Origin of the sequence: Pseudomonas sp. 2835, assembly GCF_050435905.1 — a bacterium.
Taxonomy (GTDB): domain Bacteria; phylum Pseudomonadota; class Gammaproteobacteria; order Pseudomonadales; family Pseudomonadaceae; genus Aquipseudomonas.
Map to the genome: position 1 here is coordinate 1 of NZ_JBNDLE010000024.1, position 17,632 is coordinate 17,632.

General features: G+C 63.5%; 17 protein-coding genes. 7 read left to right on the forward strand and 10 right to left on the reverse strand.

Annotated elements, in window-relative coordinates; genetic code table 11:
• Nucleotides 1–763: 763 nt before the first annotated feature.
• On the reverse strand, nt 764–1,270 hold the full coding sequence (locus tag ABIE20_RS24145; RefSeq protein ID WP_429507841.1) for a DUF1772 domain-containing protein: 507 nt from the start codon (nt 1,268–1,270) through the stop codon (nt 764–766).
• 223 nt (nt 1,271–1,493) lie between these two features.
• On the opposite strand from ABIE20_RS24145, the gene ABIE20_RS24150 reads away from it, so the two are divergent.
• Nucleotides 1,494–2,078: a DUF4174 domain-containing protein gene (locus ABIE20_RS24150; protein ID WP_429507843.1), complete on the forward strand. Its 585-nt coding sequence runs from the start codon at nt 1,494–1,496 to the stop codon at nt 2,076–2,078.
• 31 nt (nt 2,079–2,109) lie between these two features.
• Here ABIE20_RS24150 and ABIE20_RS24155 read toward each other — a convergent pair whose 3' ends face one another.
• The 3 genes from ABIE20_RS24155 to ABIE20_RS24165 all read right to left on the reverse strand — a co-directional run bounded on the left by ABIE20_RS24155 (nt 2,110) and on the right by ABIE20_RS24165 (nt 4,738).
• Complete coding sequence (locus ABIE20_RS24155; protein WP_429507845.1) at nt 2,110–3,204, reverse strand: polyamine ABC transporter substrate-binding protein; 1,095 nt, start codon at nt 3,202–3,204, stop codon at nt 2,110–2,112.
• Nucleotides 3,205–3,240: 36 nt separating this feature from the next.
• Entirely contained in the window at nt 3,241–4,056 is an 816-nt protein-coding gene (locus ABIE20_RS24160; RefSeq protein WP_429507846.1) for a carbon-nitrogen hydrolase family protein, read from the reverse strand.
• A 94-nt stretch (nt 4,057–4,150) separates the two neighbouring features.
• On the reverse strand, nt 4,151–4,738 hold the full coding sequence (locus ABIE20_RS24165; protein ID WP_429507848.1) for an SMI1/KNR4 family protein: 588 nt from the start codon (nt 4,736–4,738) through the stop codon (nt 4,151–4,153).
• 197 nt (nt 4,739–4,935) lie between these two features.
• Here ABIE20_RS24165 and ABIE20_RS24170 point away from each other — a divergent pair, with 197 nt between their 5' ends.
• The 3 genes from ABIE20_RS24170 (at nt 4,936) to ABIE20_RS24180 (ending at nt 8,931) form a co-directional block, all read left to right on the forward strand.
• Entirely contained in the window at nt 4,936–5,469 is a 534-nt protein-coding gene (locus ABIE20_RS24170) for a sigma-70 family RNA polymerase sigma factor (protein ID WP_429507849.1), read from the forward strand.
• Nucleotides 5,469–6,434: a FecR domain-containing protein gene (locus ABIE20_RS24175; protein ID WP_429507850.1), complete on the forward strand. Its 966-nt coding sequence runs from the start codon at nt 5,469–5,471 to the stop codon at nt 6,432–6,434. Before ABIE20_RS24170 ends, ABIE20_RS24175 begins: the two co-directional genes overlap by 1 nt.
• A gap of 97 nt (nt 6,435–6,531) precedes the next feature.
• The gene (locus tag ABIE20_RS24180; protein ID WP_429507851.1) at nt 6,532–8,931 is read left to right on the forward strand and encodes a TonB-dependent siderophore receptor; all 2,400 of its coding nucleotides are present in this window, start codon (nt 6,532–6,534) and stop codon (nt 8,929–8,931) included.
• 234 nt (nt 8,932–9,165) lie between these two features.
• Here the strand turns inward: ABIE20_RS24180 and ABIE20_RS24185 are convergent, their stop codons facing one another.
• Together ABIE20_RS24185 and ABIE20_RS24190 are read right to left on the reverse strand one after the other, a co-directional pair.
• Nucleotides 9,166–9,675, reverse strand: coding sequence for a methylated-DNA--[protein]-cysteine S-methyltransferase (locus ABIE20_RS24185; protein ID WP_429507853.1), 510 nt, complete (start codon nt 9,673–9,675; stop codon nt 9,166–9,168).
• Nucleotides 9,676–9,689: 14 nt separating this feature from the next.
• Complete coding sequence (locus ABIE20_RS24190) at nt 9,690–10,247, reverse strand: helix-turn-helix domain-containing protein (RefSeq protein ID WP_429507854.1); 558 nt, start codon at nt 10,245–10,247, stop codon at nt 9,690–9,692.
• Between the two features lie 96 nt (nt 10,248–10,343).
• Between ABIE20_RS24190 and ABIE20_RS24195 the strand changes: the two genes are divergently transcribed.
• Nucleotides 10,344–11,267, forward strand: coding sequence for a DMT family transporter (locus tag ABIE20_RS24195; protein WP_429507856.1), 924 nt, complete (start codon nt 10,344–10,346; stop codon nt 11,265–11,267).
• A gap of 18 nt (nt 11,268–11,285) precedes the next feature.
• Here ABIE20_RS24195 and ABIE20_RS24200 read toward each other — a convergent pair whose 3' ends face one another.
• The 3 genes from ABIE20_RS24200 to ABIE20_RS24210 all read right to left on the reverse strand — a co-directional run bounded on the left by ABIE20_RS24200 (nt 11,286) and on the right by ABIE20_RS24210 (nt 14,709).
• Nucleotides 11,286–11,972: a TIGR04211 family SH3 domain-containing protein gene (locus tag ABIE20_RS24200; protein ID WP_093381520.1), complete on the reverse strand. Its 687-nt coding sequence runs from the start codon at nt 11,970–11,972 to the stop codon at nt 11,286–11,288.
• Between the two features lie 182 nt (nt 11,973–12,154).
• Nucleotides 12,155–13,528 (reverse strand): nucleotide 5'-monophosphate nucleosidase PpnN, encoded by a 1,374-nt coding sequence (gene ppnN, locus ABIE20_RS24205; protein WP_429507859.1) that lies wholly within the window; start codon nt 13,526–13,528, stop codon nt 12,155–12,157.
• A gap of 86 nt (nt 13,529–13,614) precedes the next feature.
• The gene (locus tag ABIE20_RS24210; protein WP_429507860.1) at nt 13,615–14,709 is read right to left on the reverse strand and encodes a P1 family peptidase; all 1,095 of its coding nucleotides are present in this window, start codon (nt 14,707–14,709) and stop codon (nt 13,615–13,617) included.
• Nucleotides 14,710–14,875: 166 nt separating this feature from the next.
• On the opposite strand from ABIE20_RS24210, the gene ABIE20_RS24215 reads away from it, so the two are divergent.
• Nucleotides 14,876–15,667: a response regulator transcription factor gene (locus tag ABIE20_RS24215; protein WP_429507862.1), complete on the forward strand. Its 792-nt coding sequence runs from the start codon at nt 14,876–14,878 to the stop codon at nt 15,665–15,667.
• A 3-nt stretch (nt 15,668–15,670) separates the two neighbouring features.
• The gene (locus ABIE20_RS24220; protein WP_429507863.1) at nt 15,671–16,294 is read left to right on the forward strand and encodes a glutathione S-transferase family protein; all 624 of its coding nucleotides are present in this window, start codon (nt 15,671–15,673) and stop codon (nt 16,292–16,294) included.
• 68 nt (nt 16,295–16,362) lie between these two features.
• On the opposite strand, the gene ampC is transcribed toward ABIE20_RS24220, so the two are convergent.
• Complete coding sequence (gene ampC, locus ABIE20_RS24225) at nt 16,363–17,517, reverse strand: class C beta-lactamase (RefSeq protein WP_429507865.1); 1,155 nt, start codon at nt 17,515–17,517, stop codon at nt 16,363–16,365.
• Between the last annotated feature and the right edge of the window lie 115 nt (nt 17,518–17,632).

The following is a 17,632-nucleotide window of genomic DNA, read 5'->3' on the forward strand; positions in this document are numbered from 1 at the left end:
GCCGGCGATGAGGCCGGTACAGCCAGCACATCAGGTGGCATCTGGATTACGAGCGCTGCGCACTCGATCGCTGGCAAGGCCTGCTCCCACAGGTCCGGTACATGCAGGTCTATTGTGTGGGCCTTGCCGGCGATGAGGCCGGTACAGCCAGCACATCAGGTGGCATCTGGATTACGAGCGCTGCGCACTCGATCGCTGGCAAGGCCTGCTCCCACAGGTCTGGTACATGCAGGTCTATTGTGTGGGCCTTGCCGGCGATGAGGCCGGTGCAGGCAGCGCATCAGGTAGCGTCTGGATTACGATCGCAGGCAAGGCCTGCCCACAGGTCCTCTACATGCAAGTCTATTGTGGGAGCCGGCCTTGCCGGCGATGAGGCCGGTGCAGGCAGCACATCAGGTGGCGTCTGGATTACGAGCGCTGCGCACTCGATCGCTGGCAAGGCCTGCTCCCACAGGTTGGCTACATGCAAGTCTATTGTGTGGGCCTTGCCGGCGATGAGGCCGGTGCAGCCAGCGCATCAGGTGGCGTCTGGATTACGATCGCAGGCAAGGCCTGCCCACAGGTCCGGTACATGCAAGTCTATTGTGGGAGCCGGCCTTGCCGGCGATGAGGCCGGTACAGCCAGCACATCAGGTGGCGTCTGGATTACGATCGCAGGCAAGGCCTGCCCACAGGTCCGGTACATGCAAATCTATTGTGGGAGCCGGCCTTGCCGGCGATGAGGCCGGTGCAGGCAGCAAGTCCAGCTCCGGTGTACACAGATCTACTGTTGAGTCCACACCACTCGCAGCAAGGCCACCATCAACCACGCCGTCGCCGCCAGGGCGGTGATGGTGCGCACATGGTTCCAGCGGTTCCACACCCGTGCATAGGTGGGCCAGGCACTGGCCGCTTCGCTGCTGGCCGGGTCCAGGCGTGCCAGGCTCTGGTTGCGTGGCACGTTGAAGAGCAGGGTTACCAGTACGTTGCCGAGCAGGTACAGGCCGCTGCCGATGCCGATGCACAAGCTGCCGGGCAGCGGCCAGCGCAGCCAGGCCCAGGTCAGCAGGATCGCGCAGGTGACGGCGGTGCCGAGAAACAACGACAGGAACAGACGATTGAGCACCACCTGGTTGATCGATTGCATGGCGGTGACCGCGCTCTGCGCCGGGATGCGCTCCAGGGCCTGCATCACGAAGTTGGAGAAGGCGAAGAACAATCCGCCCATCAATCCGCAGCCCAACGCGGTAACAAGGATCAGCAGCAACAGCAGGGTATTGGCAATGCTCATGGTTCAGGCCTTTTTCCAGGGTGGTCGACGGGCATGGCAGGCGGCCTTCAGCTATCCTCAGAATCGGATGACAGACCTTTCGGTATGCATCCAAGGTCGCACTTGGTAATCGGAAGTTACCTTTGCTTTGCCCACTCATCTGGCCCTGTAGTTTAGGCTCGCAACCCGGATCTTTCGTCGCGACTTGTAGTCTTTGATGCATGGAAATTGAAAGGAGATGCGCATGCTTGTCCGGTCACTGACCCTCGCCACCCTGCTGGCCTTCGTTGCCGGCCCCGCCCTCGCTGCCGATAGCGATGACCCTCTGGCCCAGGATCTGTACAAGGCCCGCCCCTTGATTGTCCTTGCCCCCAGTACTGCCGACCCAACCTTGCGTAAGTTAGTAGAGGCCCTCAAAGACCCGGCCACCAAGGCTGCCTTTGAGGAGCGAAAACTGGTGTTGTATAGCGTCGCAAGCATGGTCGGCAAACGCGATGACAAGTTTCTGGAGCAGCAGGAGACCATGGCCCTGATCCGCAAGTTCAAGTTCAGCGCCCGGGATACCATGGTCACCCCGGTGGTACTGGTAGGCAAGGACGGCGAACTGCACCGGCTCGAACACACCGGCACCCTCGAACCCAAGGCAATTTTCGATGCGGTCGACCAGTTGCCGGCAGCAGAGAAAGCCATCGTGCCGCCGACCGTTGCCGACCTGAAGAATGAGCCCGACAAGGGCAAGAAAGACGCAAAGCCCGGCAAGGATGGCAAACCGGCCAAGCCGGCAAAACCACCTAAGCCCTTGCCACCGCCCAAGCCGCTGGAGGACTGAGGCGCGGCGATCACCCAGGCACTTCTCCCAACTAACTGCCGGTCTTGACCTTGCTCCACACCCGGGTGCGGATGCGTTCGTATTTGAGTGGCAGCGGCTCCAGGGCGAACAGGGTGTCGAGCACCGCCTGGGGCGGGTACACCGAGGGGTTGTCGCGGATTTTGGCGTTCACCAGTGGCGCGGCATCCTTGTTGGCGTTGGGGTAGCCGAGGTAGTTGGTCGAGGCGGCAATCACCTCGGGGCGCAGCATGTAGTCGATAAAAGCCAGGCCTTGCTGCGGGTTGGGCGCATCCTTGAGCAAGACCATGCTTTCGAGCCAGAACGGCGCGCCCTCGCGCGGAATGCTGTAGCGGATGTCGCGGCCGTTCTTGGCGTTGTCGGCGGCAAGCTTGGCATCGAACACCCCGCCGGACCAGCCGAGCACCACGCACACGTTGCCGTTGGCCAGGTCCGAGATGAACCGCGAGGAATCGAAGTAGGCGATGTGCGGGCGCACCTTGAGCAGCAGCGCTTCGGCCTTGCGGTAGTCCTCGGGGTTCTTGCTGTTGTAGGGCAGGCCCAGGTAGTGCAGGGCGATGGGGATGATCTCGCCGGGCGCATCAAGCATGGCCACACCACAGTCGGCCAGCTTGGCGATGTTTTCTTCCTTGAAGATCAGGTCCCAGGAGTTGAGCGGTGCATCGTGGCCCAGGCGCGCCTTGACCTTGTCGACGTCGTAACCCAGGCCCGTGGTGCCCCACAAGTAGGGGGCGGCGAAGCGGTTGCCGGGGTCGTTGCCCTGCAGTTTGGCGAGTATCTGCGGGTCCAGGTGCGCCAGGTTGGGCAACTGGCTGCGGTCGAGTTCGGCCAGCACCCCGGCCTTGATCAGGTTGGGCAGCAGGTCGGCGCTGGCGAACACCACGTCATAACCGCTGCGCCCGGCCATCAGCTTGCTCTGCATGACATCGCTGTTGTCGAACACGTCGTACACCGGGGCGATCCCCGAGGCCTGCTGGAACTCCTTGGTGGTGTTCGGCGCGATGTAGTCGTACCAGTTGTAGATGTGCACACTGGGCGCGGCGGCCTGGGCAGCTGCCAGGTTGAGCAACGCGGCCAGGGCCAGGGGCAGGCGACGGATGGACTTCATGAAGGGCACTCCGGATTCTTGTTATAGGGGTAGCGCTCAGGGGATCAGCAGTTCGCGGCGGCCATCGGCGTGTTCGAGGCGCTGGCCGGGCAGGTGCAGGCGCCGGTCGGCCAGGTAGTCGTAGTCGCGGCGCGCCTGGTCAAGCTGCCCAAGGTCCAGCTCGATGACTTGCCGGCAGGCCTCGCGCCCCGCCTCGAACAGCAGGCGCCCATGCGGGTCGACCACGGCGCTGCCACCGGCGAACACCAGGTTGTCATCGCCTGCACCGACGCGGTTGACCATCAGCGCGAAGGCCTGGTTTTCCTGGGCGCGGGCCATGATCGCGGTGCGGTGCACCGGGCCGTAGGGGTCCATGTTGCCGTTGCTGACCACGATCAGTTCGGCGCCCAGTTGCGCCAGGGCGCGGCTGCTTTCCGGCAGCTCGATGTCGTAGCAGATCAGCAGGCCGATGCGCAGGCCTTTGAAGGTGGTGGTGGCGTAGCGATCACCGGGGGTGAACAGGCCGCGCTCCGAGGGCCACAGGTGGGTCTTGCGGTAGCGCAGGGCGATGCCCTCGGGGGTTAGCAGCAGCGAGGTATTGTAGAAGCGACCGTCGGCCTTTTCGGCCAGGCCGATCACCACCGCCACGTCGCGCTCGCGCAACGCCTGCAGCACCGCCTGGATGCTGGGGCCGTCCACCGTTTCGGCAACTTCGGGCAACTGTTCGGCGCTGGCAAAACCCATCAGCTGGGTTTCCGGGAACACCAGCAGGTCGGTGTCGGCCGCACAACTGGCGATCGCTTCAAGGGTGCGTTGCAGGTTGTAGGCGGTATCGCCGTCGCGGCCGGCGAGTTGTATCAGTTCGATCTTCATCGGGGTTCCTTGCGTGGGGCTGGAACCGAGTATGCGACGCGACGGCGTGGGCGGTAATTACGTTGATGGAGTAACCCTGAATGGGTAATGGAGCTCAGATTTCGCGTTCGACGAAGGCATAGTCATCGTCGATCAGTTGCTGCAGGTACTGGTCGAAGCTGTCGGCGATCACTTCATAGCTGTCCGGGTCGTGCAGGTAGCGCACCACCTGGCCGACAGTGCCACCGGCGGCGGGATTGAAGTCGATGTACAGCTTCGAGCTGCCGCCGTTGTTCATGCAATGGGAGAAACACAGGCGCTGGTTCATGGCCAGGTCGCTGTCGACGCCCGGGCCGACGGTTTCCGGGTATTCCTCCAGGTACTCGCCGTACATGCCGCGAATGCTGTCGGTGTAACCCCTGGCGTCTTCGAGGATCTGCCCGGTGGCGCTGAGGTAGTAGGGGTATTCGAACACGTCCGAACCGAGCACCAGGACGATGACCGTGCCGCCTGGGTACTCACGAAAATGAGTGCCGTCGATCTGACCGAGCAATTTCAGCAGGCTGTCGGGGCACAGCGGGTAGTGGGCGCTGAGTTTTTGCAGGTCGGCGGGCGAGGCGCCGTGGGCGAGGTTCAGTTGTTCAAGCTCTTCGCTTGGCAGGGCCTGGCGCAGGCCGCTGAGGTAGGTGTCGACGAGGGACATGGGGCGGTTCCTTCCTGAAAGAGCAGAGATGTGTGGTCAGGCTGACTGAAATTGGCCGTGATTGCGAGCGCTCTGCGCTCGATCGCCGGCAAGTCCCACAGAGCCGGCGCAATTTGCAGGGTTCACCGGCGCTCTTCCAACCACTTCACTCATTCGCATAGAATGATAGAAATTCTCATTTACTTTTTCGAGTCGCCATGACCGATTCCAACCCCGCCCTGCGCCAGCAGGTCAGCCACTTGTACCAGGCTCATCACCGCTGGCTGACCAGCTGGCTGCGTCCGCGGGTGGAGTGCCATGACCTGGCTGCCGACCTGATGCAGGACGTGTTCGTGCGCGTGCTCAGTGCCGACGATGCCGTCGACCGCCTGCGCGCCGTGCGCGAACCCCGGGGCTACCTGGCGACCATCGCCCGGCGCTTGATGATCGATCACTTTCGCCGCGCCCGGCTTGAACGTGCCTGGATACAGGCGCTGGCCGAGCAGCCCGAAGCCCTGGACATCTCTGCCGAAGCCCGAGCCATTTTGCTGGAAACCCTGTGCGAACTGGATGCCATGCTTGCCGGGCTCGGTGCCCGGGTGCGCAAGGCCTTTCTGCTCTCGCAACTGGACGGCATGACCTACAAGTCCATCGCCGAAACCCTCGGTATCTCGGTGGTCACGGTCAACCGCGACATCGCCAAGGCCCTGCACCATTGCACGCTGTACAGCCTGCAACACGAGGCTGACTGATGGCCGCCCTCGATTCGCGCCAGCTCGCCGCCCTTGAGCAGGCCGCCGCCTGGCGTGCGCGCCTCGGTGATGAAAGCGCCGGCAGCGCTGAACACGCCGCCTGGCACGCCTGGCTGCAGGCCGACGAGCAACACCGCTGGGCCTGGCAGCAGGTCGAGCGGGTGCAGCAACGCTTGCAGCAAATGCCCACCCGCCTTGCCGGGCGTACCCTGGAACTGGCAGGCCAGCAACCGGCGCTGGGCCGTCGCGGTGTGCTCAAGGGGCTGGTGCTGGCGGCGGGAGCCGGCGCTGTGGGGTGGGGCGGTTACCAGCAGGCGCGCCAGGGCCCCTGGTTCGCTGATTATCACACCCGAACCGGCGAACGCCTGAGCCTGACCCTGGACGATGGCAGCCAGGTCCAGCTCAACACCGCCAGCGCCGTGGATGTGCGCTTCGACCCTCAGCAGCGCCTGCTGGTGCTGCGCGACGGCGAGTTGCTGATCACCACCGCCAAGGACCCGGCCAATCGACCCTTCCTGGTGCAAACCCGCCACGGCACCGTGCAGGCACTGGGCACGCGCTTCTCGCTGCTGGCCGGCGAAAACACCACGCGCCTGGCGGTGTTCGAAAGCCGCGTGCAGGTGCTGGCGGGCGAGCAGGGCGGCGGTGCGCTGCTGGAGGCGGGCGAGCAATGCCGCTTCGCCAACCCGGCGCTGGTGCTCAGTTCGCCACTGGAGGGTAACCTGGATGCCTGGAGCAAGGGCCTGCTGATCGCCAACGAACAGTACCTGGGGGCATTTGTCGCCGACCTGGCGCGCTACCGCCGTGGTTGGCTGCGTTGCGCGCCGGAGGTAGTGGGGCTGCGTATCAGTGGCACCTTCAGGCTCGACGACCAGGCGCAGATCTTCCGCGCCCTGGAAAGCACGTTGCCGGTGCGGGTCAGCCAGCGCACGCCGTATTGGGTGACGGTAGAGGCACGCCAGTAAAAGTATTTTTTATGTAAATGATATTAATTCGTCTTGTCGTTCGACTTATGGAAGGCAGGCCCACTGCCTGAATGCCAACCAGAAGAGAACGCATCGAATGAGAACCCGCCCGATTCACCACGCCCTGCGCTGTTGCGCGCTGTTGTTGCCCTTGAGCATGGCCCAGGCCGAATCGGCCGCGCGCAGCTACGACCTGGCCAAGGACGATCTTGGCCAGGTGCTGACCCGTTTTGCCGCCGAAGCCGGCGTGGTGCTGTCGTTTGACCCGGCGCTGACCCAGGGCCTGCGCAGCGAAGGCCTGCACGGCCAGTACGGGGTCGAGGAGGGCCTGCGCGCCTTGCTCGCCAGCAAGGGCCTGGCGCTGATCAAGGAAGCCGACGGGCGCTACAGCCTGGTGCGCGAAGTGAACGAGGCGGGCGCGATCAACCTCAGTGCCACCGAGGTCACCAGCAACCAGCTGGGGACCATCACCGAAGAAAGCCACTCCTACACCCCCGGCACCATTGCCACCGCCACACGCCTGGTACTGACGCCGCGCGAGACGCCGCAGTCGATCACCGTGGTGACCCGCCAGCACATGGATGACTTTGGCCTCAACAACATCGACGATGTGATGCGCCACACCCCGGGCATCACTGTCTCGGCCTATGACACCGAGCGCAACAGCTACTACGCACGCGGTTTTGCCATCAGCAACTTCCAGTACGACGGCATTCCTTCGACCTCGCGCAACGTCGGTTACTCGGCTGGCAACAGCCTCAGCGACATGGCCATCTACGACCGCGTCGAAGTGCTCAAGGGCGCCACCGGCTTGCTCACCGGCGCAGGTTCGCTGGGCGCGACCATCAACCTGGTGCGCAAGAAACCCACCGCCGAGTTCAAGGGCCATTTTGATCTGGGCGCCGGCAGCTGGGACAACTACCGCAGCGAACTGGACGTCAGCGGCCCGTTGACCGACAGCGCCAACGTGCGTGGCCGGGCGGTGGCGGCCTATCAGGACAAGCACTCGTTCCTCGACCACTACCAGCGCAAAACCAGCGTCTACTACGGCATCCTCGAGTTTGACCTCGACCCCGACACCCTGCTGACCGTCGGCGCCGATTACCAGGACAACAACCCCAAAGGCTCCAGCTGGTCGGGCACCGTGCCGCTGTACGATGGCAATGGCGACACCAACAATGTCTCGCACCATTTCAACAACGCGGCGAAATGGAGCAGCTGGGAGCAGTACACACGCACCGTGTTTGCCAGCCTCGAGCATCACCTGGACAACGGCTGGGTGGCCAAGGCCCAGCTCGATCACAAGATCAACGGCTACCACGCGCCGCTCGGTTCGATCCAGGGCTACCAGCCACGCACGGACGGCACCGCCGGTATCTACGCGCAGAAGTACACCGGCGAAACCGTCAGCAACTCCCTGGACCTGTACCTGAGCGGGCCGTTCCAGCTGTTCGGCCGCGAGCATGAACTGGTGATCGGCAACTCGTACAGCGCCTCGCGCTGGAAGGGCAACGACTACCGCGACGTTACCCATGCCAACAACAACATCCTCGACTTCCCCAACTGGGACGGCGACATCGCCGAACCTGACTGGGGCCCGGTGTCGGCGCGCACCGACGACAAGGTTCGCCAGAACGGCACCTACCTCACCGCGCGCCTGCACCCTGTCGACGACCTGACCCTGCTGCTCGGCGGGCGCCTGGTCAACTACCGCTACGACGGCATCGACGCCGACAACAAGGAAAACGACCGCCTGATCCCTTACGTAGGCGCGGTCTATGACCTCAACGACACCTATTCGCTGTACGCCAGCTACACCGATATCTTCATGCCCCAGGACAGCTGGTTCCGCGACCGCACCGACCGCCTGCTGGACCCGGACGAAGGGCAGAACTACGAGGTGGGTATCAAGGGCGAGTTCCTCGATGGCCGGGTCAACGCCAGCCTTGCTTATTTCGAGATCCACCAGAGCAACCGCACCGTCGAGGACAACCAGTACAACGGTGACCCGACCAACCCGGCGGTGGGCTTCGCCTGGATGGGCGTCAAAGCCAAGACCAAGGGCTTCGAAGCTGAAGTCTCGGGTGAACTGGCGCCGGGCTGGCAGTTGCAGGGCGGCTACACCCACAAAGTGATTCGCGATGACGACGGCCAGAAGGTGTCGACCTGGGAGCCGGAAGACCAGGTCAGCTTCTACACCAGCTACAAGCTCAAGGGCGCGCTCGATCGCCTGACAGTCGGCGGCGGTGCGCGCTGGCAGGGCAAGGGCTGGCAGGTACTGCACAACCGCCCCAAGGGCATCGACGAGGAGTTCGCCCAGGACCCGTTCTGGCTGGTGGACCTGATGGCCCGCTATCAGTTCACCGAGCGTTTCTCGGCCACGGTCAATGCCAACAACCTGTTCGATAAACGTTATTACACCAACATCGGTTTTTATAATTCGATGTCGTACGGTGACCCGCGCAACTTGATGCTGACCACCCGCTGGGATTTCTGATCGGCTAAATAAAAAACGCCCCCTTGATATATCAAAAGGGGGCATTTTTTTATACCGGCTTACTATTGATTATCGAGCGCCAGGCCCGGCTTTTACGGGCGGTTTCAGGATCAGGTAGGCTTTTAGCGCAAGGGCTGCAAAGCACAAGGTCATGCCGGCGATGAATTGAAATGTAGTCATAGAATGCCCTCCAAAACAATTAACGGACGATTATAACATGTATAAATAATATAACTAGGCGTGACGCTCGTGGGCCAATAACCAGCGCTTGCGTTCAATACCACCGCCATAACCTGTCAGTGAGCCATTGCTGCCCACCAGCCGATGGCAGGGAATGGCCAGGCTTACCGGGTTCAGTGCATTGGCCAAGCCCACCGCCCGTGCAGCTGCCGGGTTGCCCAGCTGTGATGCGATCTGCCCGTAAGTGCGGGTACTGCCTGCTGGAATAGCGCGTAACGCCGCCCACACCCGTTGCTGGAACGGCGTGCCGCCGGCATCAACCGCCAGCGCATCAAACGCCTTGAATTGGCCGCAGCAATAGGCCTGCACAGCATCCGCAAGCGCCGTCAGCCCAGCGGTTTCGCGTAATTGCACAGCGGCGCCGAAACGGGTGCGCAGCAGCCGCAGCAGGCGTTTTTCTGGCTCATCGAATTCCAGCGCCAGCAGCCGTTGGTCATCGCCGACGATCAGCACCTGGCCGATCGGCTCGGGCAGGTGCAGGCGGCGCAGCAGCAGTTCGCTCATGGACAATCCTCGTTTCAGGCGTGTTCGATCAGCATCACCGCCAGGGTGTCAGCGGCCAGGGCCTCGAACACATGCGGGGCGTCGGCCGAATAGCTCATGTAGTCACCGGCCTCCAAGGTCACCGCTTGCTCGATCGGGCCGACCCGGGCGCGGCCGCTGCAGAGGATCACGTGCTCAAGGGTACCCGGTGGATGCGGTTTTGACAGCCGCGGTTCACCCGGCTGCACCCGCAGCCGGTAGATATCGCGCTGCGCCCCGGCCGGGCAGGCGGCGAGCAGGGTGGCGGCGTAATGGGCCTGCTCGCTATGGCTGGCGGCGCCTTCAGCGGCGCGAATCACCTGCACATGCTGGCGCGGCTGGCCCATCAGCCGGCTGACCGGCACCTGCAGCGCAGTGGCCAGGGCCCAGAGGGTTTCCAGGCTGGGGTTGCCGACCCCTGATTCCAGTTGCGACAGGGTCGACTTGGCCAGGCCCGCGCGCTTGCCCAGTTCGGTTACCGACAGGCCCAGGCGCTCGCGCTCACGACGGATGGCGCTGGCCAGCAGCAGGATGGGGGAATGTGCTTCGATCATGTGTTCGCTCTGCCGGTCATTTGTTCGTCTTGACGAACGCTGTTCATCTGTTCAGCATAACGGACCTTTGTTCGTTATGACAGGATTCAGCTCGCCATGAACCTCAAGACACGCGGCACCCTGGAAATGACCGCCGCCATGGTGATCTCTGGCACGGTGGGCTGGTTCGTGCTGGCCGCAGACCAGCCGGCAACGGCAGTGGTGTTCTGGCGCTGCCTGTTCGGTGCGTTGGCATTGTTGCTGGCCTGTGCCGGGCTGGGCTTGCTGGGGCGAGGAATGATTAGCGCTCGGCAGGCGCTGGCTGCGGCGTTGGGCGGGGTGGCGCTGGTGCTGAACTGGGTGTTGCTGTTCAGTGCTTATGCCCATGCCTCGATTGCGGTCACTACGGTGGTCTACCACACCCAGCCGTTCATGCTGGTGGGCTTGGGCATGCTGCTGTTCGCCGAGAAGATGACCGTCAACAAGGCCGGCTGGCTGCTGGCGGCGTTCGCCGGGATGCTGCTGATCGTCCTGGCCGGATCGAGCGTTGATGGTGTTGCCGGTGACTACCGCCTGGGTGTGCTGATGGCCCTGGGCGCGGCGTTTTTCTATGCCGTCGCTGCCGCTATCACCAAGCGCTTGCAGGGGGTGGCGCCACACCTGATCGTGCTGATCCAGATGCTGGTCGGGGTGGTGCTGTTGGCGCCCTTTGCCCATCTACCGGCTTTGAGCCTTGCACCCGGCACCTGGGCCTTGCTGGCCTCCATCGGCATCGTCCATACCGGCTTGATGTCGACCTTGTTGTACAGCGCCATCCAGAAAATCCCTACCAGCCTGGTTGGCGCCTTGTCGTTCATTTACCCGGTGGTGGCGATCCTGGTCGACTGGCTGGCCCTGGGGCACCCGCTGAGTAGCCTGCAACTGGCCGGTTCCGGCTTGATTTTACTGGCGGCGGCGGGGATGACTTTTGGCTGGATGCTGCGCATCACGGCCGCTGCGCGGCCGATCGCTGGCAAGGCCAGCTCCCACAGGGATCGCTGAGCACCTCAGGATTATCCATCAGAACCAGCGGTCATTCTTCTTACGCCCGCGGCTCAAGGCCGGCAAGATCAAACCCGCCAGCAAACCGGCCCCGGCGATGCCGCCGCCGTACACCATGTAGCGCATCAACACCTGTTTGTTCTCGTCACCCAGGCGTGCCTGGGTGCTGCGCAGTTCCGACTGGGTGTCGCTCAGCTCGGCATTGAGTGCCTTGCTGCGTGCTTGCAGTTCGTCGATCAGCGCCTTGCGCGAGTCGAGGGTCTCTTGCATGCCTTGCACGCGGGTCTTCCAGCTGTCGTCGATGGTCTTGAGCTGTTCGCTGAGCTGGGTCACCTGCTCGGTCAGCTGCGGCAGGCGCTCGGCCTGGCCGGGCACGGCCTGCAGGTCGCTGCTGGTGATCCACACGGTGTCGCCGGATTCACCGCGCACCTGGCTGTAGTTGCCTTGGGTGGTCAGCAGGGTGACCTTCTGCCCGGACTTGAGGTTGCCGACAATACGATGGCCGTCGGTAGGGCCGCTACGCACGTAGGTGCTCAAGCTGTCGCTGACCCAGCGCTCGCTGCTGGGTGCGGCCTCTTCGGCATGCAGCGGGTTGGCCAGAACCAGCAGGGCGCCTATCAGGCTGCCGGTCAGCAGGCGGCGCGCGCCCGGATTGCAGGAGGAAAACAGCGCGGGCGCCGCAGAAACAGGACGAGAGATAGGCATGATGGTCTTCGCGTGAAATAAACAATAAAAGCCCGATGACTGGGCCGGTGAAGAGTCGGCGTGCGCGCAGGCCGCCTGCTGAAAGACCATATTTCTGCGGGCTGGTTCACTGAAGGGTGTAGGAAAATAGCAGCAAATGTTGCGGGCACAGGCTGTGCCCGCAAGCGGGGGAGGGGCATGAATCAGCTCACGACGCGGTAGCAGGGCACGTATTCGGCGCCGCCCGGCAGCTTCATCCGGTGCTGGTCGACGAACGCCTGCAGCAGCTGGCCGAGGGGTTCGAGCACGGCGCTGTCACCCTTGATTTCGTACGGGCCTTTCTCCTCGATCAGGCGGATACCCTTGTCCTTGACGTTGCCGGCAACAATCCCGGAAAACGCCCGGCGCAGGTTGGCGGCCAGTTCGTGAGGCGGCAGCGCGCGGCTGAGTTTGAGCCCGGCCATGTTCTCGTGGGTCGGGTCGAAGGGGCGCTGGAAGCCTTCTTCGATCTTCAGCAGCCAGTTGAAGTGGAAGGCGTCGTTGCGCTCGCGGCGGAACTGCTTGACCTCCTTGAGCCCGTCGACCATCTGCCGGGCGACTTCGGCCGGATCGTCGATGATGATCTGGTAGTGCGCCTGCGCCTCGTCGCCCAGGGTCGCGCGCACGAACGCATGCAGTTGCTGCAGGTACGGCGCGGCGCTCTTGGGCCCGGTGAGGATCACCGGGAACGGCAGGCCGCGGTTATCCGGGTGCATGAGGATGCCGAGCAGGTACAGGAACTCTTCGGCAGTACCGGCGCCACCAGGGAAGATGATGATGCCGTGGCCGACGCGCACGAAGGCTTCCAGGCGTTTTTCGATGTCCGGCAGGATCACCAGTTCGTTGACGATCGGGTTGGGCGCTTCGGCGGCGATGATGCCAGGCTCGGTCAGGCCCAGGTAGCGGCTGCCGCTCATGCGCTGCTTGGCGTGGGCAATGGTCGCGCCTTTCATCGGGCCTTTCATTACGCCCGGGCCGCAGCCGGTGCAGACGTCCAGCTTGCGCAGGCCGAGCTCATGGCCGACCTTCTTGGTGTACTGGTATTCCTCGGTGCTGATCGAGTGACCGCCCCAGCACACGACCATTTTCGGTTCCACGCCAGGGCGCAGGGTGCGGGCGTTGCGCAACAGGTGGAAGACGTAGTCGGTGATGCCCTGGGAGCTTTCCAGGTCGATGCGCTGGCTGGCCAGTTCGCTTTCGGTGTAGACGATGTCGCGCAGGGCGCTGAAGAGCATTTCGCGGGTGCTGGCGATCATTTCGCCGTCGACGAAGGCATCGGCCGGGGCGTTCAGCAGTTCCAGGCGCACGCCGCGGTCCTGCTGGTGAATGCGTACCTCGAAGTCCTTGTAGGCTTCGAGGATGGTCTTGGCGTTGTCGACGTGCGCGCCGGTGTTGAGGATTGCCAGCGCGCACTGGCGGAACAGGGTGTACAGGCTGCCGGAACCGGCTTCACTCAGTTGCTGTACTTCACGTTGAGACAGTGTTTCCAGGCTGCCTTTTGGGCTGACAGATGCATTGATAACTTCACGTTGGGGCATTCTGGGTTTCCTGTGAGCGGGTAAACGTCCATCTTCAGAACACCACCATACCGACAAATTGTCGCAGCAACGAGTGCCTTTCGCTGTCAGGCCTTCCAGCCGACCGCCTGCAGGGCCTCAAGCAAGCGCTCGGGCGTGAGCGCCAGGACCTTGCTGCCATGGGCCTCGAGGTCGGTGGCAGCCAGCAGGGCATTGACGATGGCTTCCTCGACGGCATCGGCAGCGGCGCTGAACAACGCCGAGATGTGCTCGTTGTTGACCGTCTGCACCGTGCTGGTCAGTGCCCCCGGGTGGCCAAAGTTGGCCGCTGGCAGGCTGTTGCCGGTGGAGAAGGCGATGAAGATATCGCCACTGGAGTCCTCGGTACCGCCACCGACCCGCGCCAGGCCGACACCGGCCCGTTGCGCCAGGCGCGTGCACTGATGCGGCAGCAGCGGGGCGTCGGTGGCCAGGGTGATGACGATCGAACCCATGCCCGGCTCGCCAACGTTGCGCGGCGCGCTGAACGGCGAATGCACCTCGCCCAGCACCTGGCCGACCGGGTAGCCGGCCACCCGCAGGGCGCCGCGCACGCCATAGTTGGCCTGCACCAGGACGCCGACGGTCCAGCCACCGGCCGCGCTATCCAGAACCCGTGACGAGGTGCCGATACCGCCCTTGAACTCGTGGCAGATCATCCCGGTACCGCCGCCGACGCAACCTTCGGCCACCGGCCCCGATTGCGCCGCGGCACGTGCTGCATGGACATGCTCGGCAGTCACGTGCTGGCCCCAGATATCGTTGAGCACGCCGTCGTAGGTTTCCAGCACCGTTGGCATGCACCAGTAAGTGCGTGCCTTACCCATCTCGCGCTCGGCCGCCACCAGCGCATCGCGGACCACGCCGACGCTGTGGGTGTTGGTGTAGGCAATCGGCGTGGTCAGCAGGCCGGCTTCGCGAATCCACTCAAGGCCGGTGGCATCGCCGTTGCCGTTGAGCACGTGCACGCCGGCAAAACATGGTTGCAGGCTGGCGGCCTGGGCTCGCGGCTCGATCACCGTGACGCCGGTATTGACCGCGTGGTCGCCGCTGCCGCGCTGCACGGTGTGATGGCCGACACGCACGCCCGGCACATCGGTGATGGCGTTGAACGCGCCAGGGGTGCCCACGCCGATACGAATGCCCAGATCACGTACACGCATTGATTCACAGCTCCTGTTGGAAGGTTCGAAGGGCCCGCAAGGGTCGTTGCTCGGACAGCATGACAAGTGCTTGAGCAACGGCAATACTGCGTGCCGGTGAGCAGAGTCTAGGAGCCCGACCTGCCGCTGGCGATTCCCCCCAATCGTTACCCCCTAGGAGTTATCGGTGAACCTGCTATTCGAAGCCGCCGCCCATCACCATGGCCTTGCCCGGGTCATCGACCAGCTTGGCAAACCGGGGTTCTGGCATCAGTTGATCGTGCTGCTCGATCAACTGCTGCCGTGCGACACCGCCCTGGCCTTGCTGGTGGAGCGCGACGGCGCGCCCCAGGTGCTGGAGGAATTCGACCGCGGCTTTCGCGATGCGCCGGCGGCAGCGCCCCTGTACCTGGGCGGCCTGTACCTGCTCGACCCGTTTATCCAGGCCATGCGCGACGGCCTCGCCGATGGCGTGTACCGCATGGAAGAGGTCGCCCCGGACGAGTTTCGCAAGAGCGACTACTTCAACAACTACTTTCGTGCCCTGGTCGGCGAGGATGAGCTGCAGCTGATCCTCAACCTTGAGCCGGGCAAGGTCCTGGCCATTTCCCTGGGCGCCAACCAGCGTTACCAGACCGCGACCATCGGCCAACTGAGCCTGCTGGCGCCGTGGCTGCTGGCCTTGATGCGCCAGCACTGGCAACAGCAGCATCCATTGCAGGCCACTGAGCGTTCGACCCCGGTCGAGCGGGCCCTGGAGCATTTTGGCAGCGACACGCTGTCGGCGCGCGAGCTGGAAACCGCGCGCCTGGTGCTGCGCGGCAACTCCAGCAAGGCCATCGCCAAGCGCCTGGACATCTCCCAGGAGACGGTCAAGGTGCACCGCCGCAACCTGTACAGCAAGCTTGGGGTATCGTCCCAATCGGAGCTGTTCAGCCTGTTTTTGCAACACCTGGGACAACATGACCATCAGGAGTGAATGATGCTACGGATACTCGGCAAGGCTTCATCGATCAACGTGCGCAAGGTGCTGTGGACCTGCGCCGAATTGCAGCTGCCGTTCGAGCGCGAAGACTGGGGCTCGGGCTTTCGCTCCACCGAGGATGAGGCGTTCCTGGCGCTGAACCCCAACGCCATGGTGCCGGTGATTGTCGACGCTGATTTCGTCTTGTGGGAGTCCAACACCATCATCCGTTACCTGGCCGCCCAGTATGGCGGCCAGCAGCTGTACCCGGCCGAGCCGAAGGCGCGGGCGCGGGTCGATCAATGGCTGGACTGGCAGGCCACCGACCTCAATGGCTCGTGGAGTTATGCCTTTGTCTCGCTGGTGCGCAAGGCGCCGACCCACCAGGACCCTGCAGCATTGGCGGCGGGCTGCCGCAACTGGGCGAAGAACATGACCATCCTTGAACGTCAGTTGCAGCGTACCGGGGCCTATGTCAGTGGCCAGGACTTTTCCCTGGCGGACATTGCCATCGGCCTGTCGGTCAATCGCTGGTTGCAGACGCCCATGGAGCGCCCGGCGTTGCCGGCGGTCGAGGCTTACTATGACCGCCTGAACGAGCGTGAAGGCTATCGTTTGCATGGGCGCAACGGGTTGCCGTGAGGCCAACTTTAAGCACTGCGTAGGACCTGTGGGAGCGGCGGGGCGACGCCTCGACTTGCCCCGCGATTCTACTTGGCCAGAGCCGTGAGGATCTGGTGCGCCACCTTCACCCGCTCGGCAATGGGGTAGTTCTTGTTCGCCAACAACACAATGGCGATGCGTTTTGACGGCACGAACGCCACGTAGGCACCAAATCCATCGGTCGAGCCGGTCTTGTTCAGCAGGGTGTCGGCCGGCAGCGGTCGCGCCGGTTTCAGCCAGGTCACAGGTTGCGGTTCCAGCACCATCGACGGTGCATTGCCGGCCTGCAGCCGTTCCAGGCTCACCGGGTAGGCATACTGTTCCCACCCCAGGCCCTGGGTCATGTCACCGACCTGGTAATAGCCGGTCTGGGTGGTGGCGATGGCCCGTTGCAGCGGTTTGCTCAGGCTGTGCGGCTGCATGTTCAGGTCCAGGTAGTGGAGCAGGTCCACGGCCGTGACTTTCAGACCATAGGCTTCGCCATCCAGCGGCCCGGGGCCAACGCGCACGGGTTGGTCCTGCTTGTTGTAACCCTGGGCGTAGTTGCCCAGTTGCGCGGCAGGCACCTGCAGGTAGCTGTGCTGCAGGCCCAGTTGCGGCAGCAGCTGTTGTTCCATCAACTGCGCAAACGGCGTACCCAGGCTTTTTGCCGTGAGGTAGCCGAACAGGCCCAGGCTGGGGTTGGAATACAGGCGGTGGGTGCCGGGTGCGTAATCGGCTTTCCAGTGGCCGTAGTAACCGGGCAGGTCAGCCTCGCCCTTGACCTCGTCAGGGAACTGCAAGGGCAGGCCGCCAGCACTGTAGGTGCCGAGGTTGAGCAGGGTGATGCCATCGAACGCGGTGCCTTTGAGCGCGGGCCAGTGCTTGCTGGCCGCATCGCCAAGGCTCAGCTTGCCACTGGCCTGGGCAAAGCCTGCGAGGGTGGCGGTGAAGGTCTTGCTCACCGAACCGATCTCGAACAGGGTCTCGCCATTCACCGCCTGGCCGCTCTGTTTCGACGCCACACCGTAGTTAAAGTAGTGCTGCTGGCCATCGACGCTGATGGCCACGGCCATGCCGGGAATCGCCTGTTGCTGCATCAGCGGGCCCACGGCGGCGCTCACCGTTGACTCCAGCGGCGTCTGCGCAAGGCTTTGCCCGGCAACCAGGCACAGGGCAAAAGTGGCCAGAATCCCTGGCTTGAGGTTGGTTTTTTGGTGCATGATCGGCAACCTTTCCTTAAGTGGACTGTTGTGAGCCTGGCTGCAGCAGGGAGCGCCAATCTAGGCGCTTTGCCCAGGTTGCACAAACGATGATATTTCGCAGCAGCCATTAGAA